Below are 25,469 nucleotides of genomic sequence, written 5' to 3' on the forward strand. Positions count from 1 at the left end.
GGTGTCGGGCTTCCACTGTCCGCGGACAGCAAAAGCCTCCCGGAGGCTCATAGTAAATCCCAGTAAATCAAGCTCTTGTGATCCGGCTCGGTTTGGCACGGCGCTTGCCAAACATGGGGTGCAGGAATCCCACCCTCTTTGCTTGTCGGAGACAGCCATGAAATTCGAAGCCCTGATGCTGCGCGGCCTGTTCGGCGCCTGCCTGCTGGTATGTGCCTTGGTGCTCGGCGCGATGGTCAACGCCTCGCCCGAAGCGATTCGCCTGGCCGCCAGCGGCAGCGCCGGCCAGCTCACCCCGGCGCACGCGCAATGCCTGCTGCCCCCGGACGGCGTGGTGTGTCCGCGGCTCGGCGGCTGAACTGTCGCCGGATATCTTTCCGGCGGCGTGCATCCCCCGGGGCTTGGCGGATAATCGGCGGATGCTGCACGTCATCCTGTTCAATCCGGAAATTCCGCCGAACACCGGCAATGTCATCCGCCTGTGCGCCAATACCGGCGCTTCGCTGCACCTGATCCGGCCCCTGGGCTTCGAGCTCGACGACGCGCGGCTGCGCCGTGCCGGCCTGGACTATCACGAGTACGCCAGCCTGGCGGTACACGACGACCTGGGTGCCTGCCTTGAGGCCATCGGCCGGCCGCGCGTGTTCGCCTTCTCCACCCGTGGGCGCGTGGCCCACGTGGACGCCCGCTTCGCCGCCGGCGACGCGCTGTTGTTCGGTTGCGAGACGGCCGGCCTGCCCGCGGCGATACTCGATGACATTCCCGAGGCCTGCCGCCTGCGCCTGCCGATGCGACCGGGCAGCCGCAGTCTCAATCTCTCCAACACCGTCGCGGTGGCGGTTTACGAAGCGTGGCGGCAACTGGACTTCGCGGGAGCCGGCATGAGCGAATCGCTCCCTGCCGGATAAAGCCCCCCCGGAATTCCGACCATTCCTATATCGAACTGACCTCCTTCCCGGTGGAATAGTCCTCCGTCGCTGCAAATTCCTCGCGGCGCCGGCGCTCAGGCACTGAGTCGCCTCCCCCTTACGTCCGACAACACGCCCAACCCATCGGGCGGCGATCGCGCGCGGCCGCGGAGTGAACTCATGTCACCGTCCCATCGATTCGCATCCCTCCGGCCTGGCTCCTGCGTGCTGCCAGCGATCCTTATGGCCCTGTCGCTCACCGCGTTGGCGATGCCGGCGGCGCGGGCGGACTTCACCCGGGTGGCCTCTACCGCATCCACACACGTACACGCGCCCGACTTGCCCGTGAACGAGCACACGGATGCCGACGAACCCCTGGAATTGACGCAGCTGGCCCGGCTCGATCCCATCGTCACGTTGATGCCGGTGGATCTGGCGCGGGTGACCTCCCAGTTCGGCCACCGCAGCGATCCGTTCTGCCGCAAGCGCGCTTTCCATGCGGGCATCGATTTCGGCGCACCCCGGGGCACGCCCATTTACGCCGTCGCGGACGGCAAAGTTGTCCTGGCGGGCAGGCGTGCCAGTTATGGAAAAGTCGTGGTGGTCGAACACGCGACCGGCTACCGCACGCTCTATGCCCATGCCTCCGAACTGCTGGTGCGCGCGGGCCAGAAGGTCGGTGCCGGCGACACGATCGCCAAGGTCGGTACCACTGGCCGCTCTACCGGCACCCATCTGCATTTCGAAGTGCATCGCAGAGGCGAGCGCATCGATCCGGCGCCTTACCTCACCGGTCTCTAGGCGCTTGCGCCGCAGGGCAGGCCGCGGCGGGCTGCCGCTACAATGCCGGCCCATGACCGCTTCCTCCCCCCGCCCCTTGCTGCCGCGCCCGCTGCGGGTGATCGCCGGCCGCGCACTCGAGACCGCGCTGAACCATGCGCTGTCGCTCGATCCCGACACCGTCCAGCGGCTGTCCGCGCTGGATGGACGCAGCGTGCAACTGCACCTGGAAGGACCGGAGCTGACCCTGGCCATCACCGTGGCCGGCAGCCGGCTTCAGGTCGGTCCGGCTCGCGACGACAGCCAGCTGCGCGTGCGCGCCACGCCCGGCAGCCTGCTGGCGATGGCCTTGCGGCGCGATGACGATGGCGTGGCGCCTGGCAAGGTGGACATCGCCGGGGATGCAGAGCTGGCGCGCCGGCTGGAAAAGCTCGCCTCCAAGTTCGCCCCCGACTTCGAGGAAGCCTTCGCACGTACCTTTGGCGACGTGCTCGGCGTGCCGCTGGCCAGGGCGGTGCGCAAGGCGATGACCCAGGCACGCGAGAGCGGCGGCCATCTGGCCGAGGACACCGCCGACTGGCTGCGCGACGAGGTCCGCGCCGCGGCCGCGCCCGGCGAAGTGGAAACGTTTCTCGATGGCGTGGATACCCTGCGCGAGCGCAGCGAACGCCTGGAAGCGCGCCTGGCCCGGCTCGAACAGAAGCTCAAAGGAAGCGCCGCGTGACGCCGCTGAAAATCGTGCCGCGCGTGCTGCGCGTGGCCTCCGTGCTGCTGGCCTATCGGCTCGACGAACTGGTCGATGCGGCCCACCTGTTCCGCCCGCTCAAGCTGCTGCGTCCGTTCCTGGCGCGGCCGCGCGCCGACGTGGCGCAGCTGCCGCGCGGCGAACGCATCCGCCTTGCGCTGACCGAGCTTGGCCCGATCTTCGTCAAGGCCGGACAGGTGCTGTCGACCCGGCGCGACCTGGTGCCGGGCGACATCGCCGACGAGCTGGCCCTGCTGCAGGACCAGGTGCCGCCCTTCCCCGGCACCGAGGCGCGGACGATCGTGGAGCGGGAGCTGAAGGCACCCGTCACGAACCTCTTCGCGCACTTCGACGAAACACCGCTGGCGTCCGCCTCCATCGCGCAGGTACACGCTGCCACGTTACCGGATGGGCGCGCTGTGGTGGTCAAAGTGCTGCGCCCGGGCATCGACGCGCGCATCGCGCGCGACATCGGCCTGCTGCGCTCGCTAGGCGAACTGGCCCAGCGCTGGCATCCCCATGCCGACAAGATCCGTCCGCTCGACGTGGTGGCGGAAGTCGAGAAGATGCTTGAGAACGAGCTCGATCTGCAGCGCGAAGGCGCCAGCGCCAGCCTGTTGCGGCGCAATTTCGAGAGCGGCGTGGACCTCTACGTGCCGGAAGTGCATTGGGAGCTGACCGCCGAACGCGTGCTGACGCTCGAACGCGTGAGCGGCGTGAGCTGCGACGACATCGCCGCGATCGACGCCGCCGGCGTGGATCGCAAGGCGCTCGCCGTGAAAGGCGTGCGCGTGTTCTACGAACAGGTGTTCCGCGACAACTTTTTCCACGCCGACGCGCATCCGGGCAACATCTGGGTAGACGTGACGCGGGCCGCCGAGCCGCGCTTCATCGCACTGGACTTCGGCATCATGGGCTCGCTGCCGGAAGCGGACCAATACTGGCTGGCACAGAATTTCATCGCGCTGTTCGAGCGCGACTACGCGCGCATCGCGCAGCTGCATGTCGACGCCGGCTGGATGCCCAACACCGTGCGCATGGACGAACTGGAAGCGGCGGTGCGCACCGTATGCGAACCGTACTTCACTCGTCCGCTGTCGCAGATATCTCTCGCCGAACTGGTGGTGAAGCTGTTCCAGACCGCGCGCCGGTTCGAGCTGACCTTGCAGCCGCAGCTGATCCTGCTGCAGAAAACCTTGCTCAACATCGAGGGCGTCGGCCGCATGCTCGATCCGCAGATCGACATCTGGGCCGTGGCGCATCCGGTGCTCAAGCGCATCCTGCGCGAGCGCTACAGCCCGCGCCGCACGCTGCGCGAGGTACGCAAGCGGCTGCCCGAGTGGTTCCATGCCGCGCCGCAGTTCCCCGAGCTGATCCGCGACGCGCTCCGGCAGACCGCGCGCGGCGAGCAACGCCACCTGGCCGATCCGCTAGAACTGGCCCAGCGCCAGGAAGCCTCGCGCCGACAGCAGCGGGCGATCGGCACGGGGCTGCTCGGCGGTGCGCTGCTGGTCAGCGCCACGTTGTTGTGGACGCAGGCCCCGCAGCACGGCATGTGGTTGCCGATCGCCGCGGCGGTCGCCAGCCTCTTCGCCTTCGTCGCCGGATGGCCGAAACGTTGATGGCAGCAGCGCCGCAGCACGCATGACGTTTCTCCAACTCATCTATCAGGACGATGCGCTGATCGCGGTGAACAAGCCCGCGGGCCTCGCCGTGCATCGCTCCAAGCTGGTCGGCCCGGCCGACGAGTTCCTGATCGACCTGCTGCGCGATCAGGTCGGCGGCACCGTTCACCTGGCGCACCGGCTCGACCGCGCCACCAGCGGTGTGCTGCTGGTAGCGCGGTCTGCCGAAGTGGCCGCCGCGATGGGCGAACAGTTCATGGGCCGCGACGTGCACAAGCAGTACCTCGCCGTGGTGCGCGGCTGGCCCGAACCGGAAGAAGCGCTGATCGACTATCCGCTGCCCGGTTCGCGTGACAGCGGCCCGCGCCGCGACGCCCGCACGCGCTACCGGCGCCTGGCCACCGTGGAGGTATCGATCCCACTTGGCCGCTATCCGCAGCAGCGTTATGGGCTGGTGCTGGCCGAGCCGGAAACCGGCCGCTTCCGCCAGATCCGCAAGCACATGGCGCATGTCCACCATCCGGTGATCGGCGACTGTCAGCACGGCCGCAGCGACCATAATCGCCTGTACAAGCAATACTTCGGCTGCCACCGCATGCTGTTGCACGCATGGCGGATAAGTTTCGCGCACCCGGTCAGCGGCGAACCCATGCGCCTGGAGGCGCCACTGGACGCGGCCTTTACCGGCCTGCTCGGGCGCTTCGGCTGGATGCTTCCGGCCGAACCCTGAGGCCGGTCAAGCGCGGCGCCCCGTCGCCCCGCTAAACTGCGCGCCATGCTTATCGTCAGCCGATCCCTAGCGCTGCCCGAGGCCGAGCTGACCGAGCGCTTCCTGCGCGCCGACGGCCCCGGCGGCCAGCACGTCAATCGCACCGAGAGCGCGGTGGAACTGCGCTTCGATGTCGCGCACTCGCCATCGCTGCCCGAGCCGGTGCGCGAACGCCTGCTCACTCGTCGCGACCGCCGCCTCACCGACGACGGCGTACTGGTGATCCAGGCCCGCCGCTTTCGCGACCAGGGACGCAACCGCGAGGACGCACGCGAACGCCTGGTCGAGATCATCCGCGCCGTGCTGGTACCGCCCAAGCCACGCGTCGCGACCAAACCCACGCGCGCCTCCAAGGAGCGCCGCCTGGCGGGCAAGCAGCAACGCGGGAAGATCAAGCAGACGCGCTCGCGCAACTGGAGTTCCGAATGAGTCACCCCGTCGTCCCGCCGACTCCGCCCGCGGCGCCCCAGCTCAAGAGCCGCTTCTGGCCATGGCTCTCGCGAGGCGTGCTGCGGCTGTGCGGCTGGCGTCTGCTCGGCCAGCTGCCGGACGTGCCGAAGCTGATCATGATCGGCGCGCCGCACTCTTCGTACTGGGATGGCCTGTGGGGATTGCTGATGAAGATCGGCGCCGGCATCGAGGTCAACATCATGATCAAGCGCGAGGTGCTGGACGGCCCGCTGGGCATCATCCTGCGCCCGATCGGCATGATCCCGATCAACCGCAAGGCTGCGCTCAACGTGGTGGGACAGATGGTGGAGCGCTTCCGCGAACGCGAGCGCATGTGGCTGGGCATCACCCCGGAAGGCACGCGCAAGAAGGTCAAGGAATGGAAATCCGGCTTCCTGCGCATCGCGCACGAGGCGGACGTGCCGATCCAGACCATCTTCATCGACTATCCGACCAAGACCTTCACCCTCGGCCCGATGGTGCGGGCCACGGGCGATCACGATGCGGACATGGAGAAGATCCGCGCGCTGTTCCGTCCCTATCGCGGCAAGCACCGCAACACGGAGTGATACCGATGGACGCGCTCGGCATTCAGCATTTCGGCGCCTTCGTCCTCGCTTGCATCGCGCTGGCGCTGACGCCGGGCCTGGACACGTTCTACATCCTCGCTCGCAGCGGCCGGGAAGGACGCGCCGTGGGCATGGCTGCGGTACTGGGCATCAATGCCGGCTGCATCGTGCACACGCTGGCAGCGGTGCTGGGCATCTCGGCGATCCTGATGACATCGGCGCAGGCTTTCGCCGCACTGAAGTACCTCGGCGCGGCCTATCTGGTGTGGATCGGCCTGCGCATGCTGCTGTCCAGGCAAGGCACGCGCGCACCGACAGCCACGCGTGGCCGCGGCCTCGGTGCGGCCTTTCGCCAGGGCATGCTCACCAATGTGCTCAATCCCAAGGTGGCGCTGTTCTTCCTGGCGTTCCTGCCGCAGTTCGTGTCCATGCAGGCGCCGCATCCGCAGCTGGGCCTGGCGGTGCTGGGGCTGAGCTTCATCGCCGTCGGTTTCGTATGGTCGATGGTGCTGGCGCTGCTCGGCGGCCAGGTGCATCGCGTGCTGGACACGCGTCCGCGCGCGGGGCAGTGGATGGATCGCGTCTGCGGCACGGTGCTGCTGGGCTTCGGCATCCGGCTCGCGATGCAGCGCCAGCAGTAATTTCCGCAAGGCGCGGCCCGCTTCAGCGCTCCGAATGTCCCGGCTCGTCGTAATCGCGGTGCGTGAGTAATCCTGGGCGGATCAAATCGATGAACGCCCGCGCTTCGGCGCTGAGGAATTTGCCCTTGCGCATCACCACGCCATAGGCGCGTTGCGGGAAGTACTGGCGCAGATTGCGCACGGCCAGGCGCGCGCGATCGGCGCCGGTGATGCAGATGCCGGTGACGATGGAAATGCCCAGGCCCATGGCGACGTATTCCTTGATCACGTCCCAGCCGCCCACTTCGATCGCCACGTGGTACGGCACCTGGCGTTGCTGGAATACCAGGTCGACCAGCCGGTACGTGGACAGGCGCTGCGGCGGCAGGATGAGTCCATAAGGGGAGAGATCCTCCAGCCGTATCTCGGCCTTGGCCGCGAGCGGATGATCCGGCGGCGTGATCAGCATCGGATCGTAGTGATAGACCGGCGCCCAGGCGATGTCATTGGGAACGTCCAGCATCGAGCCCACGGCGAAATCGGCCTCATCCGCCCGCAGCAGGGCGAGCCCATCCTTGCCGGTGACATTGGCCAGTTGCAGTTGCACGGCCGGGAACCGCTCGCGATAGCGGCGCACCAGATCCGGCAGCAGGTACTGGATGGTGGAGGTGCCCGCGGCGATGGTCAGCCTGCCACTCTGCAGGCCTTTCACCTTGGCCTGGAAATCGCGGTCCAGCGATTCCCAGCCCTCCACCAGCGGCCGTGCCAGCTCGTATAGAGCCTCGCCCGCATCGGTGAGATTGATGCGCCGCCGGCTGCGCTCCAGCAACCGCATGCCCAGTTCCCGCTCCAAGGCCTGCAACTGCAGGCTCACACTGGGTTGAGACAGATACAGCGCCTCTGCCGCGCGGGTCAGCGTGCCCAGCTTGACCGTATAGACGAACGCTCGCAGTTGCTTCTGCCGGTTGCCCTTGTAGTAGAAGCGCGCCGCCCCTTCGGCGGCAACATCGCCGGCGCGACGTCTCGGGACCGTCTTGCGGCCCTTACGAGGCTTGTTCAGCTTGTCTGACGCTTTCGACAAGGCTTATATCTCAATAAGTTATATAAATCATTAGCATTGCCAATATCTAAGATTGAAACATTCGCTTTGTCAAAGCCAGCCTCCGCGACCTAGTGTCATCCCAACGTCATCACGGAGGTCGCCATGGCTGTCCCACAAGAACGCCTGTCCGAGCTGCCCGCTCGCATCCTGGGCCGGATCGGCGCCGGCCACGAGAAGATTCTCACCCCTGAGGCCCTGGCCTTCCTGGCCGGCCTGCACCGCCGTTTCAACGCGCGCCGGCTCGCCTTGCTCGCGGCCCGCCGCGAGCGCCAGGCCCGCTACGACGCTGGCGCGCTGCCGGATTTCCGCGCCGATACCGCCGCGATCCGCGAAGGCCATTGGACCGTCGCCCGTATTCCGTCCGCTCTGCAGGACCGCCGCGTGGAGATCACCGGCCCGGTGGAGCGCAAGATGATCATCAACGCGCTCAACTCCGGCGCGAAGGTGTTCATGGCCGACTTCGAGGATTCGAGTGCGCCGACCCTGGCCAACCAGCTCGATGGCCAGATCAATCTGCGCGACGCCGTCGACGGCACCATCGGCTACACCTCCCCCGAGGGCAAGACCTACCGCGTGGGGCATGATCCGGCGGTGCTGGTGGTCCGGCCGCGCGGCTGGCATCTGCCGGAGCGCCATCTCACGGTGGACGGCGAGCCGATGTCCGGCGCGCTGGTCGATTTCGGTCTGTATGCCTTCCACAACGCACGCGCCCTGCAGGCACGCGACCGCGGCCCGTACTTCTACCTGCCCAAGCTCGAGGCCATGGAGGAAGCCGCACTGTGGGACGACGTGATGTCCGCCGCCGAGGACGAACTGGGCCTGCCGGCGCACTGCATGAAGGCCACCGTGCTGATCGAAACGCTGCCGGCCGTGTTCCAGATGCACGAAATCCTGCATGCGTTGCGCGAACGCGCGGTGGGTCTCAACTGCGGCCGCTGGGACTACATCTTCTCGTACCTGAAGACCTTCCGCGCCCATCGCGACCGCCTGCTGCCGGAGCGCGGCCAGGTGCAGATGACCGTGCCGTTCCTCAAGGCCTATTCGGAATTGCTGATCCAGACCTGTCATCGCCGCGGCGCGTTCGCCATGGGCGGCATGGCCGCGCAGATCCCGATCAAGGGCGACGACGCGGCCAACGAGGCGGCGATGGCCAAGGTGCGCGCCGACAAGCTGCGCGAGGTACAAGCCGGCCACGATGGCACCTGGGTCGCGCATCCAGCGCTGGTGCCGGTGGCGCGCGAAATCTTCGACAAGTACATGCCATCGGCGAACCAGGTCAACGTGACCCGCGCCGACGTGCAGGTGACGCGCGACCAGTTGATCGCGCCCTGTGCCGGTTCGATCAGCCGTGCCGGCTTCGACAACAACGTAGAAGTGGCCCTGCGCTACACGGCGGCATGGCTGGACGGCCTGGGCTGCGTGCCTATCCATCACCTGATGGAGGATGCCGCCACCGCCGAAATCGCCCGCGCGCAGCTGTGGCAATGGCTGCATCACGGCGCCGTCGAGTTCACCGATCACGCGCCGATCGATATCGCGCTGTTCGAGCAGGCGCTCGCCGCCCACACCCATCGCCTGCGCGCCAGCACGCATCCCGGCGCGGCGCGTGCCGACGAGGCGGCCGACCTGTTGGCCACGCTCACGCATGCCGATCAGCTGGGCGACTTTCTCACTCTGCCCGCCTACGACCGCCTCGCCTGAACGGCGATCGCCTTGAAGCCATTAGCGACTGGAGTCATCCCATGAAGAACGCTCTTCCCACCGCCGAACAGATCGCGCTCGACTGGACGAACAACCCGCGCTGGAACGGCATCCGCCGCCACTACAGCGCCGACGACGTGGCACGCCTGCGCGGCACGGTGCCGGTCGAGCACTCGATCGCCCGGCACGGCGCCGAGCGGCTGTGGAAATCACTGCAGCAGGACGATTTCGTCAACGCGCTCGGCGCATTGACCGGCAACCAGGCCATGCAGCAGGTGAAAGCCGGCCTCAAGGCCATCTATCTCAGCGGCTGGCAGGTCGCGGCCGATGCCAATCTCGCCGGCGAGATGTACCCGGACCAGTCGCTGTATCCGGCCAACTCCGTGCCGCAGGTGGTCAAGCGCATCAACAACACCCTGCTGCGCGCCGACCAGTTACACCACGCCGAGGGCAACGACGAGATCGACTGGATGGTGCCGATCGTGGCCGATGCGGAGGCCGGTTTCGGCGGCGTGCTCAACGCTTTCGAACTGATGAAGGCGATGATCGAGGCCGGTGCCGCGGGCGTGCACTTCGAGGACCAGCTCGCGTCCGTGAAGAAGTGCGGTCATATGGGTGGCAAGGTGCTGGTGCCGACCCGCGAAGCCGTCGACAAGCTCACTGCGGCGCGTCTGGCAGCCGACGTGCTGGGCGTGCCGACGCTGCTGGTGGCGCGCACCGATGCCGATGCAGCGGATCTGCTCACCTCCGACTTCGACGACAACGACAAGCCGTTCATCACCGGCGAGCGCACCGTCGAAGGCTTCTTCCGCGTGCGCCCGGGACTGGAGCAGGCGATCAGTCGCGGCCTGGCGTATGCGCCTTACGCGGACCTCGTGTGGTGCGAGACCAGCAAGCCGAATCTGGAGGAGGCGCGCAAGTTCGCCGAGGCGATCCACGCCAGGTTCCCGGGCAAGCTGCTCGCCTACAACTGCTCGCCGAGCTTCAACTGGAAGAAGAACCTCGACGACGCGACCATCGCCAGGTTTCAGAAGGAACTGGGCGCGATGGGCTACAAGTTCCAGTTCATCACGCTGGCCGGCTTCCATAGCCTCAACTACGGCATGTTCGACCTCGCGCACGGCTATGCGCGTCGCCAGATGAGCGCCTTCGTGGAGTTGCAGGAGCGCGAGTTCGCCGCGGCCGAACGCGGCTTCACCGCGGTGAAGCACCAGCGCGAAGTGGGTACCGGCTACTTCGATCAGGTGACGCAGGCCATCCAGCAGGGGCAATCGTCTACGACAGCGCTGAAGGGCTCCACCGAGGAAGCGCAGTTCCACGCGACTCGCCACGCCTCCGCCGCCTGACTCCCCGTCCGGACCAGCATATCGCCGGCATGGAGGCTGGCGCGAGCGCCGACAGACTCATCCTGTCGGCGCTCGCCGCGCAGGGGCCCTGCACTCAAGCCTCAGGTGTCTGCGGCGCCTCCGGCAGCACCAGCGCGATGACCAGCCAGCCCTGGCGCGGCTCCAGCCGGCGATGCGCGCTGGCGACGCGCAATGCGCCCTTGTCGTCCACCCCGAACAGCAGCACCGTGCCGGAGCCGTACTGTTCGATGAAATGCGGCCAGTCGAACGTGGCGGTCAGGCGCGTGGACTTGATGCGCCAGCCCTGCTCCAGCAGCTCGGCGAAACGCGCATGGGTCATCTCGTCGTCGAACAGTGGAGGCGCCAGCAGGTTGCCGGCCAGCGCGGCGCGGGTGTGGGTGTCTTCCGGAGGAAGATTGCGCAACAGATAGATCTTGTCGCGCCCGAACTCCTGGCGGTAATGCACGCACACCAACGAGTTGCGCTCGCGATGCGTGGACAGCGCCAGCAGCACGCCGATGCCGGTCAGATCCAGGTTGCGCTCGGCATAACTGGATGCCGGGTTGCCGTAGAAGGTGTTCAATCCCTCCATGCGTGCGGCGCGCACACCATCCCATTCGTCGTCCGCCAGCACCACCCGGAAGCCGGCGTCGCTCACCGCCTTGGCGATCGCGCGAGCGATGTCGTCCGAACCGAACACCAGTACACCATTCGGATCGGGTTCGGCGACTTTCAGCCAGCGCGCCAGTGGCCGTGACGTCGCGCTCTGCAGTACCACCGTGCCGATGATGAGGATGAAGACCAGCGGTACCAGCGCGGTGGCATCCTCCATGCCCAGGGCTTCCAGTTTCAGCGCGAACAGCGCGGACACCGACGCCGCCACGATGCCGCGCGGCGCCACCCAGGCGATCAGCGCGCGCTCGCGCCAGGTGAGCGCGCTGCCGATGCTGGACACGACCACGGTCACCGGACGCACGATGACCTGCGCAACCACGAAGATCGCGATACCCGCCCAGAGCATGCCGTCCGGCAAGGGCCATTCCAGGCGCGCCGCCAGCAGGATGAACAGGCTCGACACCAGCAGCGTGGTGAGGCTTTCCTTGAAATCGAGGATGTCGTCGATGTGCACGCCGCGCATGTTGCCCAACGCGATGCCCATGATGGTGACCGTCAGCAGGCCCGATTCGTGCGCAATCGCGTTGGAGATGCAGAAGGCCAGCAGCACCGCGGCCAGCACGCCGTAGTTCTGCAAGTAGTCGGGGATGAGCTGGCGGCGCAGCAGAATGCCCATCACCCACGCCGCCACCGCGCCGACCACGCTCCCGCACAGGATGGTGGCGAGGAACACACCAATGGTGCGCCCTTGATGGTGCGAGACGATGGCTTCGTAGATCAGCACCGCGAACAGCGCCCCGAGCGGATCGATCACGATGCCTTCCCAGCGCAAGGTGTTGGCGATGCGCGCATTCGGCCTCACCGTACGCAGCATCGGCGCGATCACCGTCGGGCCGGTCACGCAGGTGAGGGCGCCGAACAGCCAGGCGATCTCCCAGCGCAGGCCGGCGAGGTAATGGCCCGCGGCCGCCAGCAGCACCAGCGCCACCACCGCGCCGTAGCTGACCAGGCCACGCACGGCATGGCCAATGCCGGGCAGCTCGCTGAAGCGGAGAGTCAGGCTGCCTTCGAACAGGATCAACGCGACGGCCAGCGATACCACCGGAAACAGCAGATCGCCGAGCAGCTTGTCCGGATGCAGCACACCGCCGACCGGACCGAGCAGGATGCCCGCCAGGAGCAGAAACAGGATCGCTGGAAGGCGCACGCGCCAGGCCAGCCATTGCGCCAGGAAGCCGATGCCGAGCATGCCTGCGAGCATCAGGCTGAGTTGGAGCGTACTCATTCGCGATCCCTCATCGAGTGGCTGGCGCCTGCGTTCGGCCGCGCCGCGGGGCGCGCAGTGTCCCGACAGCACCTGGAACGACGCCATCGGAGATATCCGAAACCCTGACGAGGGTAAAGCCTCAAGAAAAAGGCCAGCCCCCGGTATCGGACGGGGGGAGGGAGGGAGGGACCGATACCGGGGGGGCGGGGACGGAGTCCATAAGAGAACTCGTCGGTGCAGATATTACGGACTGACTCGGACGAGTCAATACTTGCCGGTACAAAAATTCCTGTTTTCAAGATGAATCTTTTTTAATCCGGGGCCGCGACCGCGAGGGCGCGATCACCCAAGGGCGCTCAGAAACGCCGGTATTGCAAGGCTTCGGCCAGATGGGTCCGCTGCAGGGACGCTGCGCCCCCGTCCAGGTCAGCGATGGTGCGAGCGACCCGCAGAGTGCGGTGATAGGCGCGCGCGGACAGCCCCAGGCGCTCCAGCGCGCTTTCGAACCAGGCCCGTTCGGCCGGCCCCAGCGCGCAGTCGCGTTCCAGCTCACGGCTGCTGATCTCCGCGTTGGCGCGGCCGGCACGCTGCAGTGCCTGCTGGCGCGCCTGCGCCACGCGGGCGCGCACGGTGGCGGAGTCCTCGTCCTGCTCGCCGCGCGCCGCGCTCAGTTCGCTGAGCGGCTGCCGCGGCACGTCCACGCACAGGTCGATGCGATCCAGCAAAGGACCGGACACGCGTCCGCGATAGCGCTGGATCTGGTCCGGCGTGCAGCGGCAGCGCTCGCGCGGGTCGCCGGCATAGCCGCATGGGCAGGGATTCATCGCCGCCACCAACTGGAATTGCGCGGGAAACGTCGACTGCCGCGCCGCGCGTGAAATCACGATGGACCCCGATTCCAGCGGCTCGCGCAGCACGTCCAGCACGTGGCGGGTGAACTCAGGCAACTCGTCCAGGAACAGCACGCCGTGGTGTGCCAGCGAAATCTCCCCGGGCCGAGGCTGCGAGCCGCCGCCGACCAGGGCGACCGCCGAGGCGGTATGGTGCGGCGCCCGGAACGGCCTGCGGCGCCAGCGCGAGGGATCCACCGGCTGCCCGGCCACCGACAGCACGGCGCAGGTCTCCAACGCTTCGGACTCTGTCAGCGGGGGCAGGATGCCGGGCAGACGTTCGGCCAGCATGGTCTTGCCGGTGCCGGGCGGCCCCATCAGAAGAAGATGGTGACCACCGGCGGCCGCGATCTCGAGCGCCCGGCGAGCATGCCGCTGGCCGCGCACATCGATCAGGTCGGGACCATCTCCGGCGTCATCCGCCAGCGCGGCCGCCGTGGGCGTCGGCAAATCCTCCGCGCCACGCAGCCAGCCGCACACTTCGGCCAGCGTGTCGGCCACGCGCACGTCGGCATCCTGAATCAGCGCGGCCTCGGCGGCATTCGCGCGGGGCACCACCACCTTGCGGCCGCGGGCGCGGGCACGCAGCAACGCCGGCAGCACGCCCGAGACGCCACGCAACGAACCGGACAGCGCCAGTTCGCCAAGAAACTCGCAGTTATCCAGCCGCTCCCGCGGCACCTGGTTGCCGGCAGCGAGGATGCCGAGGGCGATGGCCAGATCGAAACGGCCACCGTCCTTGGGAAGCTCCGCCGGCGCCAGATTTACCGTGACCCTGCGATTGGGGTATTCGAACGCCGTGTTCTGGATCGCCACCCGCACCCGGTCGCGCGCCTCGCGCACAGCCGCCTCGGGCAGCCCGACGATGTTGGTGCCCGGCAGTCCGCCGGAAAGGTGTACTTCCACCATCACCTGGGGCGCTGCCACACCCTCCTGGGCACGGCTGAGGGTGACGGCAAGACTCATGCGGCGGACAGTTCCCGGGGCTGGCGCCAGTCGCGGCCGGATTGGAACATGGGCGACTCCCTTCGGCAGACGCAGAAAATGACCGCCCCCGGTCGTTCTCGGGGTGAGGGTGACGGACCGGGGACGGCTCCCGGGAGGGAGATGGACTAGCCCCCGCGCGATGCGGCGTGCGCCTCCAGATCGGCGACGCGCCGCTCCAATTCCTCCACCCTGGCTCGCGTACGTGCGAGCAGGAGGCTCTGGACGTCGAACTCCTCGCGGGTGACTAGGTCGAGGCGGCGCAATCCTTGCGCCAGGACATCTGAAAAGTTGGCGCGGAGGTCCTCATGCGCCTGTGCCAATCCTGGCGAAACCAACGAGGCAAGTCGTAGGGCAAGCTGATCAATGTCCCGCCGATCCATCATGGACGGCACCTCGAACTCGTCGGGGAGAAGTCTAAGTAAATGCTCAGTTTGTGCGCCATCGGCCTGCTCCGCTGAAATCTGTAGGGATTTTCCTACACGCCGTCATCACAGGCGACAAAGCCGCCCGGCGACGGGCAAAATGCGCTTTTTCCGGCCCGGAATCCGCCCGGCAGCCCTGCAACGAGGAAAACCCATGAAGCTGGTGGTGGCGATCATCAAACCCTTCAAGCTCGACGACGTACGCGAGGCGCTGGCCGAGGTGGGGGTGCAGGGCATCACCGTGACCGAAGTGAAGGGTTTCGGCCGTCAGAAAGGCCATACCGAGCTCTATCGCGGCGCCGAGTACGTGGTCGACTTCCTGCCCAAGATCAAGCTGGAAGTCGCCGTGGCGGACGAGCAGCTGGACCGTGTTGTCGAGGCCATCTCCCAGGCCGCCCGCACCGGCAAGATCGGCGACGGCAAGATCTTCGTCAGCGCGCTGGAGCAGGTCATCCGCATCCGCACCGGCGAGCTGGACAACGACGCGCTCTGAGCGCCCGTTCAATCCGCGGCCACGGTGAGGCCGCGTTCGCGCTGGAAGCGTCCGTGATGCACCAGCAACCCGGCGTAATAGACCAGGTAATAGCCCACCATCAGCCCGAATACCGCCAGGGTGAGCGGGCTGTTGCCCATCGGCGGCGCGTGGGTGGCGATGGCGGGATCATGCAACTGCGGCATCGCCACCAGGAAGCGCCAGGCCAGGCGGCCGATCAGCAGCACGGTGAGCGCGCCGCCGATCCATGGATTGGGGATATACACATCGACCCCGCGCTCGTTCTGCCCGAAGCGGGTCAGGCGCAGGCCGGCCATGCCCAGCGCCGCGCCGCCGGCGATGCCCGCCGCCAGCCCCACCAGCAGCATGGGGTTGTACAAGCCGGTCAGCGCCAGCAATCCAGCGAGGACGACGAAGACGACGATGCGCGCGATCATGCGCTTGCGCCGGATCGGCTGCGGCCCGAAGTTGCCGCGCACGCGCCGGTACATCGCGAATGCCATCAACGGAATCATCAGGGCGGGAATCACATTCGGGGCCATGGCGGATCGCTCGCGGTGAAGATGGAGACAGCCTAGCCGTGGCCCGGTCGCGCGGCGATTGACGCGGCGCAGCCATCGCGGGTGACGCGTGTCACCCGCACGCGCCCTTACTTGGCTTTGCCCTGGTTGGCCACGGCGGCCATCTTTGCCGCGATGGCGTCGGCGTCGCCCAGGTAGTAGCTGCGCAGCGGCTTGAGCTGCTCGTCGAATTCGTAGACCAGCGGCACGCCGTTGGGGATGTTCAGCTCGACGATCGCCTCGTCGGAGATGTTGTCCAGGTACTTCACCAGCGCGCGCAGCGAGTTGCCGTGCGCGGCCACCACCACGCGCTGCCCGGCTTTGATCGCCGGCGCCAGCACTTCGTGCCAGTACGGCAGCACGCGCGCCACGGTGTCCTTGAGGCATTCGGTATCGGGGATGTCTTTGGGATCCAGCGACGCATAGCGCGGGTCGTTGACCGACTCGTTCTCGCTCCGCGCCAGTGCCGGCGGCGGGATGTCGTAGCTGCGGCGCCAGATCTTCACCTGGTCCTCGCCGAACTTGGCCGCGGTCTCGGCCTTGTTGAGGCCGGTGAGCGCGCCGTAGTGGCGCTCGTTGAGACGCCAGTCGGTGACCACCGGAATCCACATCAGGCCCATCTCGTCCTGCACGCCCCACAGCGTGCGCACGGCGCGCTTGAGCACGGAGGTATGCGCCACGTCGAAGCTGTAGCCGGCTTCCTTCAGCAGGCGGCCGGCCTCCTTGGCTTCGTCCATGCCCTGCGCGGTAAGGTCGACGTCGGCCCAGCCGCTGAAGCGGTTGTCGAGGTTCCACTGAGACTGGCCGTGGCGGATCAGAACGAGCTTGTGCATGGCTATCGGGTGGCTGCGGGAAAGACGTGGAATGGTGAAGGCCGGCCCGGTGCCCGTCAAATCCGCCCCTGTCGAAGGTCATGCTCAACCCTTGGGAGCCGGGGCGCATCCTACGTAGGACATTCACCCAAGGGAGTTCCCCGTCATGCGCCGTACCTTGCTCACCCTGGCTCTCGTCCTCGCCCTGCCCTTGGCGGCGCATGCGCGGGACAACGACATCGACAAGATCAATGGCGCGGTCCGCGTCGAGGCCGGCCAGCAGGCTGGCGACGTGAGCTCGGTCAACGGCTCGGTGCATGTCGGCGAGCGCGCCGTGGTGCAGAAGGCCAGCACCGTGAACGGCTCGGTGGAGCTGGGCGCGCAGGCGCAGGCGACCTCGGTCGAAACCGTCAACGGTGCGGTGACGCTCGGCGCGGGCACGAAAGTCAGCGGCGAGGTGAGCACCACCAATGGCGCCATCCGCCTCGAGAAGGGTGCCGATGTGGCCGGCAAGCTCGGCAACGTCAACGGCCGGATCAGCCTGGATGGCGCGCATGCTGCCCGCGGTATCGAAACCGTCAGCGGCAGCATCTATGTCGGCGCCAACTCGCGTGTCGAGGGCGGCATCCTGGTGGACAAGCCCGGCGGCTGGTTCAACAGCAGCAGCAATCGCCCGCCACACGTCGTGATCGGCCCGCACGCCGTCGTGCAGGGCACGCTGGAATTCCGCCGCGAAGTGATCCTGCAGGTGAGCGACAGCGCGCAGATCGGCCCGGTCAAGGGGGCGACGCCGACGAAGTTCTCCGGCGAGGTGCCGCCGTCGGACGACTGACGATGCCGTGGCGGACGGCCACAGTGCCGTCCGTCGCTCAGACCCAGTCGCGCGGCTTGAGGTATTCCGCCAGCCGCGCTTCCGGCGAGCCGGTCTCGGGTGCGTACGCATATTCGAAGCGCACGCGCGGCGGCAGGCTCATCAGGATCGATTCGGTGCGTCCACCCGATTGCAGGCCGAACAGCGTGCCGCGGTCGTAGACCAGGTTGAACTCCACGTAGCGTCCGCGGCGGTACAGCTGGAATTCCCGCTCGCGCTCGCCATAGGGCGTGTCCTTGCGGCGCTCGGCGATCGGCAGGTACGCATCGAGGAAGCCCTGCCCCACCGCCTTGGTGAAATCGAGGCAGCGCTCGAACCCGCCCTCGTTGAGATCGTCGTAGAACAGGCCGCCGACGCCACGCGTCTCGCCGCGGTGCTTCAGATAGAAATACTCGTCGCACCACTTCTTGTAGCGCGCGTAGACGTCGTCGCCGAACGGTGCGCACAGGTCGTGCGCCACCTTGTGCCAATGCATCACGTCTTCGTCGAACGGATAGAACGGCGTCAGATCGAAACCGCCACCGAACCACCACACCGGCTCCAGGCCGTCCTTACCCGCCTCGAAATAACGCACGTTCGCATGTGTGGTCGGCAGATAGGGATTGCGCGGATGCAGCACGAGGGACACGCCGGTGGCCACGAAACTGCCGCCGGTCAGTTCCGGGCGGTGCGCGGTCGCGCTGGGCGGCAGCTGGTTGCCGTGCACGCGGGAAAAATTCACGCCGGCCTGTTCGAACAGCTTGCCTTCGCGCAGCACGCGGGTGCGACCGCCGCCGCCGGCCGGACGCGTCCAGGCGTCCTCGACGAACGTTGTCCCGCCATCGAGCCGTTCGATCGCGGCACAGATACGGTCCTGCAGTTCGCGCAGGAAATGTTCGGCTCGGTCGGCTTGCTGACTCATCGCATGCTCGCTTGGCGTGGGGACCGGCAGAGCTTAGCAAGCCGCCACGCAAGCGCCGATGCGGCCTGGCGTCGCTGCTCAGCGCATCCGCAGGCCCAGGCGGGCATGGCCGGCCAGGCGTGCCCAGCGCAAACCCAGGTCGATCCACATGACGTAAGCCGATTCGGCCAGCAGACGGAAGGCGATGCGGCGATCCACGCGCAGGCGGGATTCCGCCGCCACCGGCACGCTCGCCGCAAAACCCAGCCAGCGCGCCAGCAGCAGGCAGCGCGGCAGGTGATAGCGGCTGGTGATCAGCGCGACCGGCGGGAGCCCTTCGCGCCCTTCTTCGCGCAGCAGGCTGCGTGCGTGACGCAGGTTGTCGAGCGAATCGGTGGAGGCTTGTTCCAGCGTCAAGGCGATGCCGGCAGGCAGGCCGTGCGCGCGCAGCCAGGCCGCGCCAGCGGCGGCCTCGCTGAGACGTCCGCCGCTGCAGCCGCCCAGTAGCAGCAATCGCCCGGCCAGGCCGGCGTCGGCCAAGGCCAGCGCACGCTGCAGGCGCTGCTGGTAATCGTGTTCCGGCCGATCTCCCACCAGGCGACGTCCGAATACCAGCAGGTCGCGCCGGTCCGGCGGAGACACCGGGCTGCGCGCGGCAATGCGCCACACGTAGACCAGGTAAGCCAGCCAGACCAGGCCCAGGCTGAGCACGACCGCCAGCGCCGCGACCACTGCCGCATGCAGCAAATCGCGGTCGCGCAGATGGCGCCACGGACCGCGCTTGAGGGAGGCGAGCAGGGAGGACACGGCTTCCGATCCGCAAAGGGCGCCAGTGTGGGCAAGGCTTATGAAAGCCGCAATGGATTAAAAAGGGCGCAAAGATGAACGCAAGAACCAGCCGCACTAGGCACTGCCAGCGGCCCATCGTTAGGCTCCCGCGATGCCCGCACCCATTCAACCACTCGCCGTCAGCGCTTATACCGCGACGTCCTCGCTGGGCCGCGGACTCGATGCTCACCTGCGCGCGCTCGAGCGCTTCCAGACCGGCCTGCGCCCCAACGATTTCGGTAGCGAGCCGCTGGCATGCTGGATCGGCCGGGTGGATGGCATCGAAGGCGCCGCCTTGCCCGCGCCCCTTGCCGCATGGGAATGCCGCAACAACCGCCTCGCCTGGCTGGGGCTGCGGCAGGACGGCTTCGCCGAACGCGTAGCCCAGGCAGTGGAGCGCTACGGTGCGGATCGTGTCGCGGTGGTGCTGGGCACCTCCACGGCAAGCATCGGCGCCACCGAGGAGGCCTACCAGCGGCTGGACAACGGTCGCGTCCCGGCGGATCTGCGCCGTGCAGGGGTGCACGTGCCGCATTCGCTGGTGGCGTTCGCCGCGGGTGCCCTGGGCCTGCGTGGGCCGGCGCTCACCGTCTCCACCGCCTGCTCTTCCAGCGCCAAGGTGTTCGCCAGCGCCGAGCGCATGATCCGTCTCGGCCTGGTGGACGCGGCGGTCGTCGGCGGCGTGGATACGTTGTGCGGCAGCGTGCTGTACGGCTTCAATGCCTTGGAACTGGTCTCACCCGATGCCTGCCGTCCGTTCGACCGTGCGCGACGCGGCCTTTCCATCGGCGAGGCGGCCGGTTTCGCTCTCCTGGAGCGCGCCGAAGCGAACGCCGCGGCGCCGCGCCTGCTCGGGTACGGCGAATCCAGCGATGCACACCATATGTCCACGCCGCATCCGGAAGGGCTCGGCGCGGAACTCGCGTTGCGCGACGCGCTGCAGCGCGCTGGACTGCAGCCGGCGCAGGTCGATTACATCAATCTGCACGGCACGGCCAGCCTGAAGAACGACGAAGTAGAGGCCGCCCTGGTCGCGCGCCTCTTTCCCGCCGCCACACGCGCCAGCTCCACCAAGGGATTCACCGGACATACCCTGGGTGCCGCGGGCATCGTGGAGGCGGCGGTGGCGCTACTGGCGATCGAGCATGGCCTGGTGCCCGGCAACTTGGGCGCCGACGATCCCGATCCGGCCTGCGGTCCGCAATTCGCGTGGAGCAACGAGCATGGCGACGTGCGCATCGCCTTGAGCAATTCTTTCGGCTTTGGCGGCAACAACGCCTGCCTGGCGTTCGGAGCCGCGGCATGAACACGATGCGCGTCCATGTCGAAGGCGTCGGCCTGTGGTCGCCCAGGCTGGCGAATTTCGCCGCGTTGCGCGCACGACTGGATGGTGCATCCGCGCCGGAACCCGCCGCACGTCCCGCCGCCGTGACCCTGCCGCCCAACGAACGGCGCCGCGCCCCCGAGAGCGTGCTGCTGGCCGTCGAAGTGGCGGGCCAAGCCGTCGCCATGAGCAGACGCGCGCCCGATGAACTGGCGTGCGTATTCGGCTCGGCCTTCGGCGACCAGGCCATCACCGATTACATGTGCGAGACGCTGGCGCGCGCGCCGTCCGAACTTTCGCCCACGCGCTTCCATAACTCCGTGCACAACGCGCCGGCCGGCTACTGGACCATCGCGACGGGCTGCCACGCTCCGTCCTCGGCCGTCTGCGCATGGCGCGACAGCATGGGAGCAGGACTGCTGGAAGCGGCGCTGCAGGCCATCGCCGACGAACGGCCGGTGCTGCTGGTCTGCAGCGACGTGGCGGGCGCCGGCGCGCTGGCGGAAATGACCGGCAGTACCGAACCCTTCGCCTGCGCGCTCGTGCTCGCCCCGCAAGCCTCGGCGCGCAGCCTCGCTCATCTGTCCCTCACCCTTTCATCGCATGCGGCGTCCGAAGCTGCCGTGGCGCGGCCACCGCGCGGCGAGCTCGAAGCCAACGCAACGGCGGCGGCGGCTTGGCCGCTGCTGGCGCTGCTGGCCGGTCACGGACGCCATTGCCTCATGGCCGCGGCAGGAACGCTCGGCCTGGATATTCACCTGGAGAACGTCGCTTGAATTCCCTGGCTGCACGCTGGTGCGTGCTCATCCCCTGCCTCAATGAAGAGGCAGCCATCAAGGACGTCATCACCTCGGCGCTCGCACTGGGTGTGCCGGTGCTCGTAGTGGACGATGGCTCCGACGACCGCACGCCGCAGATCGTCGGCGAACTGCCGGTCACCCTGCTGCGTCATCCGCAGCGCCGCGGCAAGGGCGAAGCTCTGCGCACCGGTTTTCGCGAAGCACTGCGCCAGGGGTTCGATGCCGTGGTGACCATGGACGGCGATGGCCAGCACCTGGCCAGCGACGTGCCGCGCATCGCCGCCGCCGCGCAGCGCCATCCCAATCACATCGTGATCGGCGCACGCCTGCTCGACAAAGCGCAACAACCCAAGGCGCGCCGCTTCGCCAACGCGTTCGCCGACTGGGGTATTTCCTGGGCCTGTGCCCAGCCGGTGGTCGACACACAGAGCGGCCAGCGCTGGTATCCCCGTGCCGCGCTCGACCTGGTCGATCTGCCGGCGGAGAACTTCGTGTTCGAAGCGGCCATCCTCATCGCCGCCTGCCGCGAGAAAGGCCTGAACGTGGCGTCGGTACCCATCGCTTCGCGCTATCAGGGCCATTTCCGCATCAGCCATTTCAACCCGGTGCGCGACGTGCTGCGCATCACCAGCTATACGGTGAACCGCGTGCTGCACTATGGCGATGTATGGTCGAGCTACCGGCGTTCACGCGCTGGCGGGCCGGTCGTTTTCGACGCAGCCGTGACCTGAGGAAACTCGCGCATCGGTCAGCGCGCGGTGCCGCGTCACGCGGCACCGCGCGATCCCGCTTACTCCAGGTCGCCCAGCATGGCGTCCATCTTCGGCTGCGCCAGCCAGCCGGCGATGTCTTCACCCAGGGCCTGGTTCGCGCGATCCAGCACCGAACAGTTGCCCTTGAAGCCGGCGAATGCGCCACCCATGGTGACGCGCCTGGCCTTGAAGCTCGCCGCGAGCTGACCGTCCTGGTACAGCTTCCCTTTCACCGACATCGACTTGTGATGGCCCATGAAGGCGTTGCCGTCGGACACGGCACCGGTGATCTCCATGACCAGCACGCGGCCGGCACCGCCAGAAGCTACCTCTGGTGCGGTTTCGACCTTGACGCCCCTGGCACTGCCGTACTTGACCACATATTCGGCGAGGTGCTCGTCCAGCAGGCATTCGTGCTTTACCGACGCGGCGATTTCCGCATCTTCGTTATACGGGATCTTCTGCTGAATGGTGACGGCGTCGGCGGCGTGCGCGGACTGCCACAGGCCGAGCACGGCGGCGGCCACATAGAACGACTTGCGCATGGTGTTGCTCCCTGTCCTGAAAACCCCGGATCGTCCCGGGCGTGCAAGTATGCAGCAAGCCTATGACGTGGCGTACAGAACGGCCGCGCGGCCGCTGGCGAGCTGGCGCGCCCCCTGCAGGATGCGAAACGCATACTGCGCGCCGGAGCCGTCCGCATAAAGGCGCTCGGCATGCACCTCCAGCTGTCCGTTCTCCGCTGCCACGTATTCGACCTCCAGCGCCACGTCACGCAGGCTGACCAGGCGTCCCGGCCGCGCCGACTCCACACCTTCGGCCCGCGCCAGCAGCGCACCGTGAACCGCCATCGCTTGCGCGCCATATTCCGCCAGATGCACGGCGTGCAGGCCTTGCGCGGAACGCAATGGATGGGTGGCTTGCGCATGACTCGCGCTGATCGCGTGAATGCGGTGCTCGTCCCAGGCGAGCACTGCATCGAGCAGGCACATGTCGCCCGCGTGCGGAATCAGATGGGCCCAGTCAGTCTTGTCGAGCATGGTCGGCATGCGGCGCCATCAGGGTGGAAAGACAGAAGTGGAAAGCGACGCCAAGGCTCACCGTCAGGCCGATCGCGCGCAATACCGGAATGCTGCTCCAGGCGAACATGCCAAACACCAGCAGGGCCGACGCCACGCACACCAGCGTGGCATGCAACGTGCGCCGCTGCTCCGCCGCGTCGCCGGTATCGCGTTCGAAGAACAATGCGTAATGCAGTCCCAGGCCGGCGGCGAGGATCAGCGCCACCAGGTGGAACAATGAAATCTCCACGCCCGCCAGACGCTCCACCGCCAGCACCAGAAAGGTTGCCAGCGTCATCGGCGCCAGCACATGCCAGGCACGCCGCAGACCACGCAGGGCGAACGCGATCGTCAGCACCAGCAACACCGTGGCGATGATCAGCGCGTGCAGGATGCGCGTGCGGTAATCGGCCACCAGCGATTCGGAAGCCTGTTTCAGATCGAGCAGTTGCACGGCGCCGCCGCTGCCTTTCGCCAAGGCCTCCAGCGCGACGACATCATGCACGCCGCTCACCGTCCCCAGGCCAAGCCACTGGCCTTCGCGTGCCACGAGCATGCTGCCGAGACGCTGCCCCACGGCACTTCGGGCGAAGGCATCGGGCGTCAGCGGCGCAAGGCCTCGCGCCCTCTCCACGTCATCCACGAACGGCGCGAACAGGTCCTTGCGGAACGGCATGCCGTGCGATGCCTGTTCGAGCGCGGCTTGCAGTTCGGCACGCCCAGGCAATGCGCGCTGACGCGCCTGCTGCGTCGCGATGCTTGGCAGGTAGCGTGAAGGCAGCTCGATCGCATCCACGGCACGCTGTGCCACCAGTGCATCGACCTTGGGCTCGAGTCGCTCGGACAAGCGCAGTACGTCTTGCGCATCCGGCGCGCGCAACACCAGGAGGTAACGCACATCCGGTGCACCGAGCGCTTCGCGCAACCGCCCGTCGCGCTGCAACAGGTCCTGCGGCAGCGGCGTCAGCGCAGCCAGATTGTTCTGCCAGAACGGACCGGGTGCGAACGCCAGCACCAGCACGATGGCGGCGGCCACCGCGGCAGGCAGCCAACGCGGACGCGGCAAGCGGTCGAAGAAGCGGCGTGCGCGCACCAGCCATGGCATGTCCGCTACGTCGCGAACGCGCACCGGCAGCAGATGCGGCAGCAGATAGCGCGTACAGAACCCGGCCACCAGCAGCCCGGCGATGGTGAACGCGGCGAGCTGTTTCAGGCCATTGACGCCTGAGGCATAGAACGCGAGATAGGCGATGCAGGCCGACGCGATCGCCGTCAGCAGCAATGGCCACAAGCCGCGCACGCTGGCCACGGCGTCTTCACCCGCGCGGCGATGGCTAAGCAGGCGAATGGGGTATTCCTGTGCGACGCCGAGCAAGGTGAAGCCGAAAGCCAGCGTAATCCCGTGCACTTTCGAAAACAGCAGCACCAGCGCGGCGATACCCGCCAGCGCCGCGCTGGCGATCGGCAAGGCCAAGAGCAGCAGCGAACCGATGCTGCGGTAAGCCAGCAGAAGCAGCAGGACGAAACCGACGGTGGAAACGTTGCCGATCCACTCGGCCTGCGTGCGCGTCTGCTCGCTTACCACCACGCTGAAATAGCCCGGACCACTGACGATGAGCCGCGCGCCCGAGCTGCCCGGCAAGGCATGAAAACGGCGTTCGATGCCGGCCACCGCTTCGCTTTGCGCGGCAGGATCGAAGCCGGCGGCATGCGTCTGCACCACCAGCAGCGCCTCGCCCTGCGGCGAGAACCACACGCCGTCGCGCATCGGCGGCGAACTCGCTGGGGTCCAGCGCTCGGCGAGTTTCAGCGTCTCCAGGGTAGGATCGCGCGGCAGCCAGCCTTTGAGCAGGCTGGCCGCCGGCGAGGAGAGGTCGTCCAGACGCTGCGCCAGCTGGTCGGCGAGGAACGATTCGTCGTAATGCTCCGTATCGAGCGTCGGGGACAGCAGATAGCGGTAGGGCAGCAGACTTTCGTCGAGGGCGGCGAGATCGAAGCTGCCGTTGAGCGCCTGCGCATAGCGCGGATCCTGGCGCAATGCCGCCGCCAGCCCCTGGCTGAGCGCCGCGAGGGTGGCGTCGTCCTTGCCGTCGATTGCCAGCAGCAGCAGGCGCGAACCCGGGCCGTCGCCGATCTGCTCCATCAGCAGGCGTTGCTCGAAAGTGGCAGGCGTGGGCATGAAGTCGCGCAGGTCCGAGCTGACTTTGAGCCGTTGCGCCACCAGCGCGCCAAGCCCGGCCAGCGCCAGCAGCCAGACCGCGAGCAACAGCGTCCTCCCCCTGCGCGACATGC

27 protein-coding genes are annotated in these 25,469 nt (G+C 67.5%); 16 read left to right on the plus strand and 11 right to left on the minus strand.

All coding sequences use genetic code 11. The features are described from left to right. Positions 1-157 precede the first annotated feature (157 nt). The 9 genes from ACNR9O_RS19195 to ACNR9O_RS19235 all read left to right on the plus strand — a co-directional run bounded on the left by ACNR9O_RS19195 (position 158) and on the right by ACNR9O_RS19235 (position 6,487). Entirely contained in the window at positions 158-358 is a 201-nt protein-coding gene (locus ACNR9O_RS19195; RefSeq protein WP_473685822.1) for a hypothetical protein, read from the plus strand. 61 nt (positions 359-419) lie between these two features. Continuing rightward, on the plus strand, positions 420-908 hold the full coding sequence (locus ACNR9O_RS19200) for a tRNA (cytidine(34)-2'-O)-methyltransferase (protein WP_473685820.1): 489 nt from the start codon (positions 420-422) through the stop codon (positions 906-908). A gap of 243 nt (positions 909-1,151) precedes the next feature. Next, a complete protein-coding gene (locus ACNR9O_RS19205) occupies positions 1,152-1,709 on the plus strand; it encodes a M23 family metallopeptidase (protein WP_473685818.1) in 558 nt (185 codons plus the stop codon). Positions 1,710-1,761: 52 nt separating this feature from the next. Then, positions 1,762-2,412, plus strand: a complete 651-nt coding sequence (locus ACNR9O_RS19210; protein WP_473685816.1) for a ubiquinone biosynthesis accessory factor UbiJ — start codon at positions 1,762-1,764, stop codon at positions 2,410-2,412. After that, positions 2,409-4,055 (plus strand): ubiquinone biosynthesis regulatory protein kinase UbiB, encoded by a 1,647-nt coding sequence (ubiB, locus tag ACNR9O_RS19215; RefSeq protein ID WP_473685814.1) that lies wholly within the window; start codon positions 2,409-2,411, stop codon positions 4,053-4,055. The genes ACNR9O_RS19210 and ubiB overlap by 4 nt, the downstream gene beginning before the upstream one ends. Before the next feature lie 22 nt (positions 4,056-4,077). Beyond that, a complete protein-coding gene (locus ACNR9O_RS19220) occupies positions 4,078-4,788 on the plus strand; it encodes a pseudouridine synthase (RefSeq protein WP_473685812.1) in 711 nt (236 codons plus the stop codon). Positions 4,789-4,833: 45 nt separating this feature from the next. Further along, positions 4,834-5,256: an alternative ribosome rescue aminoacyl-tRNA hydrolase ArfB gene (gene arfB, locus ACNR9O_RS19225; RefSeq protein WP_473685810.1), complete on the plus strand. Its 423-nt coding sequence runs from the start codon at positions 4,834-4,836 to the stop codon at positions 5,254-5,256. Next, positions 5,253-5,846 (plus strand): 1-acyl-sn-glycerol-3-phosphate acyltransferase, encoded by a 594-nt coding sequence (locus tag ACNR9O_RS19230; protein WP_473685808.1) that lies wholly within the window; start codon positions 5,253-5,255, stop codon positions 5,844-5,846. The genes arfB and ACNR9O_RS19230 overlap by 4 nt, the downstream gene beginning before the upstream one ends. 5 nt (positions 5,847-5,851) lie before the next feature. After that, complete coding sequence (locus ACNR9O_RS19235) at positions 5,852-6,487, plus strand: LysE family translocator (protein WP_473685807.1); 636 nt, start codon at positions 5,852-5,854, stop codon at positions 6,485-6,487. Positions 6,488-6,509: 22 nt separating this feature from the next. Here ACNR9O_RS19235 and ACNR9O_RS19240 read toward each other — a convergent pair whose 3' ends face one another. Then, positions 6,510-7,418, minus strand: coding sequence for a LysR family transcriptional regulator (locus tag ACNR9O_RS19240; RefSeq protein WP_473700816.1), 909 nt, complete (start codon positions 7,416-7,418; stop codon positions 6,510-6,512). Positions 7,419-7,670: 252 nt separating this feature from the next. On the opposite strand from ACNR9O_RS19240, the gene aceB reads away from it, so the two are divergent. Both aceB and aceA read left to right on the plus strand, forming a co-directional pair. Next, positions 7,671-9,269: a malate synthase A gene (gene aceB / locus ACNR9O_RS19245; RefSeq protein WP_473685804.1), complete on the plus strand. Its 1,599-nt coding sequence runs from the start codon at positions 7,671-7,673 to the stop codon at positions 9,267-9,269. Positions 9,270-9,310: 41 nt separating this feature from the next. Continuing rightward, entirely contained in the window at positions 9,311-10,615 is a 1,305-nt protein-coding gene (aceA, locus tag ACNR9O_RS19250; protein WP_473685802.1) for an isocitrate lyase, read from the plus strand. 94 nt (positions 10,616-10,709) lie between these two features. Here aceA and ACNR9O_RS19255 read toward each other — a convergent pair whose 3' ends face one another. The 3 genes from ACNR9O_RS19255 to ACNR9O_RS19265 all read right to left on the minus strand — a co-directional run bounded on the left by ACNR9O_RS19255 (position 10,710) and on the right by ACNR9O_RS19265 (position 14,757). Beyond that, positions 10,710-12,515 carry a cation:proton antiporter gene (locus ACNR9O_RS19255; protein ID WP_473685800.1) on the minus strand — a complete coding sequence of 602 codons (1,806 nt, stop codon included), beginning with the start codon at positions 12,513-12,515 and terminating at the stop codon, positions 10,710-10,712. 338 nt (positions 12,516-12,853) lie between these two features. Then, complete coding sequence (locus ACNR9O_RS19260; RefSeq protein WP_473685798.1) at positions 12,854-14,353, minus strand: YifB family Mg chelatase-like AAA ATPase; 1,500 nt, start codon at positions 14,351-14,353, stop codon at positions 12,854-12,856. A 146-nt stretch (positions 14,354-14,499) separates the two neighbouring features. Further along, positions 14,500-14,757: an accessory factor UbiK family protein gene (locus tag ACNR9O_RS19265; RefSeq protein WP_473700676.1), complete on the minus strand. Its 258-nt coding sequence runs from the start codon at positions 14,755-14,757 to the stop codon at positions 14,500-14,502. Positions 14,758-14,950: 193 nt separating this feature from the next. Between ACNR9O_RS19265 and glnK the strand changes: the two genes are divergently transcribed. Continuing rightward, positions 14,951-15,289 carry a P-II family nitrogen regulator gene (glnK, locus tag ACNR9O_RS19270; RefSeq protein WP_473685796.1) on the plus strand — a complete coding sequence of 113 codons (339 nt, stop codon included), beginning with the start codon at positions 14,951-14,953 and terminating at the stop codon, positions 15,287-15,289. An 8-nt stretch (positions 15,290-15,297) separates the two neighbouring features. Here glnK and ACNR9O_RS19275 read toward each other — a convergent pair whose 3' ends face one another. Beyond that, on the minus strand, positions 15,298-15,831 hold the full coding sequence (locus tag ACNR9O_RS19275; protein ID WP_473685794.1) for a CcdC protein domain-containing protein: 534 nt from the start codon (positions 15,829-15,831) through the stop codon (positions 15,298-15,300). Positions 15,832-15,938: 107 nt separating this feature from the next. Then, positions 15,939-16,682 carry a 2,3-diphosphoglycerate-dependent phosphoglycerate mutase gene (gene gpmA, locus ACNR9O_RS19280; RefSeq protein WP_473685792.1) on the minus strand — a complete coding sequence of 248 codons (744 nt, stop codon included), beginning with the start codon at positions 16,680-16,682 and terminating at the stop codon, positions 15,939-15,941. Between the two features lie 145 nt (positions 16,683-16,827). Between gpmA and ACNR9O_RS19285 the strand changes: the two genes are divergently transcribed. Then, positions 16,828-17,493: a DUF4097 family beta strand repeat-containing protein gene (locus ACNR9O_RS19285; protein WP_473685790.1), complete on the plus strand. Its 666-nt coding sequence runs from the start codon at positions 16,828-16,830 to the stop codon at positions 17,491-17,493. Positions 17,494-17,530: 37 nt separating this feature from the next. Here ACNR9O_RS19285 and hemF read toward each other — a convergent pair whose 3' ends face one another. Together hemF and ACNR9O_RS19295 are read right to left on the minus strand one after the other, a co-directional pair. Next, positions 17,531-18,433: an oxygen-dependent coproporphyrinogen oxidase gene (hemF, locus tag ACNR9O_RS19290; protein ID WP_473685788.1), complete on the minus strand. Its 903-nt coding sequence runs from the start codon at positions 18,431-18,433 to the stop codon at positions 17,531-17,533. A 78-nt stretch (positions 18,434-18,511) separates the two neighbouring features. Next, positions 18,512-19,219 (minus strand): YdcF family protein, encoded by a 708-nt coding sequence (locus ACNR9O_RS19295; protein ID WP_473685786.1) that lies wholly within the window; start codon positions 19,217-19,219, stop codon positions 18,512-18,514. A gap of 133 nt (positions 19,220-19,352) precedes the next feature. Between ACNR9O_RS19295 and ACNR9O_RS19300 the strand changes: the two genes are divergently transcribed. From ACNR9O_RS19300 to ACNR9O_RS19310, 3 genes are read left to right on the plus strand one after another with little or no spacing between them, the layout of a single operon-like run. Further along, entirely contained in the window at positions 19,353-20,546 is a 1,194-nt protein-coding gene (locus ACNR9O_RS19300; protein ID WP_473685784.1) for a beta-ketoacyl-[acyl-carrier-protein] synthase family protein, read from the plus strand. Then, positions 20,543-21,340 (plus strand): beta-ketoacyl synthase chain length factor, encoded by a 798-nt coding sequence (locus tag ACNR9O_RS19305; protein ID WP_473685782.1) that lies wholly within the window; start codon positions 20,543-20,545, stop codon positions 21,338-21,340. Before ACNR9O_RS19300 ends, ACNR9O_RS19305 begins: the two co-directional genes overlap by 4 nt. Then, positions 21,337-22,095 carry a glycosyltransferase family 2 protein gene (locus ACNR9O_RS19310; RefSeq protein WP_473685780.1) on the plus strand — a complete coding sequence of 253 codons (759 nt, stop codon included), beginning with the start codon at positions 21,337-21,339 and terminating at the stop codon, positions 22,093-22,095. The genes ACNR9O_RS19305 and ACNR9O_RS19310 overlap by 4 nt, the downstream gene beginning before the upstream one ends. A gap of 59 nt (positions 22,096-22,154) precedes the next feature. Here ACNR9O_RS19310 and ACNR9O_RS19315 read toward each other — a convergent pair whose 3' ends face one another. From ACNR9O_RS19315 to ACNR9O_RS19325, 3 genes are read right to left on the minus strand one after another with little or no spacing between them, the layout of a single operon-like run. Next, positions 22,155-22,661: a hypothetical protein gene (locus ACNR9O_RS19315; protein ID WP_473685778.1), complete on the minus strand. Its 507-nt coding sequence runs from the start codon at positions 22,659-22,661 to the stop codon at positions 22,155-22,157. 60 nt (positions 22,662-22,721) lie between these two features. Then, positions 22,722-23,156: a hotdog family protein gene (locus tag ACNR9O_RS19320; protein ID WP_473685776.1), complete on the minus strand. Its 435-nt coding sequence runs from the start codon at positions 23,154-23,156 to the stop codon at positions 22,722-22,724. Continuing rightward, on the minus strand, positions 23,140-25,467 hold the full coding sequence (locus ACNR9O_RS19325) for an MMPL family transporter (protein WP_473685774.1): 2,328 nt from the start codon (positions 25,465-25,467) through the stop codon (positions 23,140-23,142). The genes ACNR9O_RS19320 and ACNR9O_RS19325 overlap by 17 nt, the downstream gene beginning before the upstream one ends. Positions 25,468-25,469: the final 2 nt, after the last annotated feature.

It is taken from the genome of Dyella sp. CR10 (assembly GCF_055814425.1).

Bases quoted from the DNA above. Each gene is read 5' to 3' on its own strand.
- ACNR9O_RS19195 (WP_473685822.1), top strand. From the start codon at position 158: ATGAAATTCGAAGCCCTGATGCTGCGCGGCCTGTTCGGCGCCTGCCTG.
- ACNR9O_RS19200 (WP_473685820.1), top strand. From the start codon at position 420: ATGCTGCACGTCATCCTGTTCAATCCGGAAATTCCGCCGAACACCGGC.
- ACNR9O_RS19205 (WP_473685818.1), top strand. From the start codon at position 1,152: ATGGCCCTGTCGCTCACCGCGTTGGCGATGCCGGCGGCGCGGGCGGAC.
- ACNR9O_RS19210 (WP_473685816.1), top strand. From the start codon at position 1,762: ATGACCGCTTCCTCCCCCCGCCCCTTGCTGCCGCGCCCGCTGCGGGTG.
- ACNR9O_RS19220 (WP_473685812.1), top strand. From the start codon at position 4,078: ATGACGTTTCTCCAACTCATCTATCAGGACGATGCGCTGATCGCGGTG.
- arfB (WP_473685810.1), top strand. From the start codon at position 4,834: ATGCTTATCGTCAGCCGATCCCTAGCGCTGCCCGAGGCCGAGCTGACC.
- ACNR9O_RS19230 (WP_473685808.1), top strand. From the start codon at position 5,253: ATGAGTCACCCCGTCGTCCCGCCGACTCCGCCCGCGGCGCCCCAGCTC.
- ACNR9O_RS19235 (WP_473685807.1), top strand. From the start codon at position 5,852: ATGGACGCGCTCGGCATTCAGCATTTCGGCGCCTTCGTCCTCGCTTGC.
- aceB (WP_473685804.1), top strand. From the start codon at position 7,671: ATGGCTGTCCCACAAGAACGCCTGTCCGAGCTGCCCGCTCGCATCCTG.
- aceA (WP_473685802.1), top strand. From the start codon at position 9,311: ATGAAGAACGCTCTTCCCACCGCCGAACAGATCGCGCTCGACTGGACG.
- ACNR9O_RS19255 (WP_473685800.1), bottom strand. From the start codon at position 12,515: ATGAGTACGCTCCAACTCAGCCTGATGCTCGCAGGCATGCTCGGCATC.
- ACNR9O_RS19260 (WP_473685798.1), bottom strand. From the start codon at position 14,353: ATGAGTCTTGCCGTCACCCTCAGCCGTGCCCAGGAGGGTGTGGCAGCG.
- ACNR9O_RS19265 (WP_473700676.1), bottom strand. From the start codon at position 14,757: ATGATGGATCGGCGGGACATTGATCAGCTTGCCCTACGACTTGCCTCG.
- glnK (WP_473685796.1), top strand. From the start codon at position 14,951: ATGAAGCTGGTGGTGGCGATCATCAAACCCTTCAAGCTCGACGACGTA.
- ACNR9O_RS19275 (WP_473685794.1), bottom strand. From the start codon at position 15,831: ATGGCCCCGAATGTGATTCCCGCCCTGATGATTCCGTTGATGGCATTC.
- gpmA (WP_473685792.1), bottom strand. From the start codon at position 16,682: ATGCACAAGCTCGTTCTGATCCGCCACGGCCAGTCTCAGTGGAACCTC.
- ACNR9O_RS19285 (WP_473685790.1), top strand. From the start codon at position 16,828: ATGCGCCGTACCTTGCTCACCCTGGCTCTCGTCCTCGCCCTGCCCTTG.
- hemF (WP_473685788.1), bottom strand. From the start codon at position 18,433: ATGAGTCAGCAAGCCGACCGAGCCGAACATTTCCTGCGCGAACTGCAG.
- ACNR9O_RS19300 (WP_473685784.1), top strand. From the start codon at position 19,353: ATGCCCGCACCCATTCAACCACTCGCCGTCAGCGCTTATACCGCGACG.
- ACNR9O_RS19305 (WP_473685782.1), top strand. From the start codon at position 20,543: ATGAACACGATGCGCGTCCATGTCGAAGGCGTCGGCCTGTGGTCGCCC.
- ACNR9O_RS19315 (WP_473685778.1), bottom strand. From the start codon at position 22,661: ATGCGCAAGTCGTTCTATGTGGCCGCCGCCGTGCTCGGCCTGTGGCAG.
- ACNR9O_RS19320 (WP_473685776.1), bottom strand. From the start codon at position 23,156: ATGCTCGACAAGACTGACTGGGCCCATCTGATTCCGCACGCGGGCGAC.
- ACNR9O_RS19325 (WP_473685774.1), bottom strand. From the start codon at position 25,467: ATGTCGCGCAGGGGGAGGACGCTGTTGCTCGCGGTCTGGCTGCTGGCG.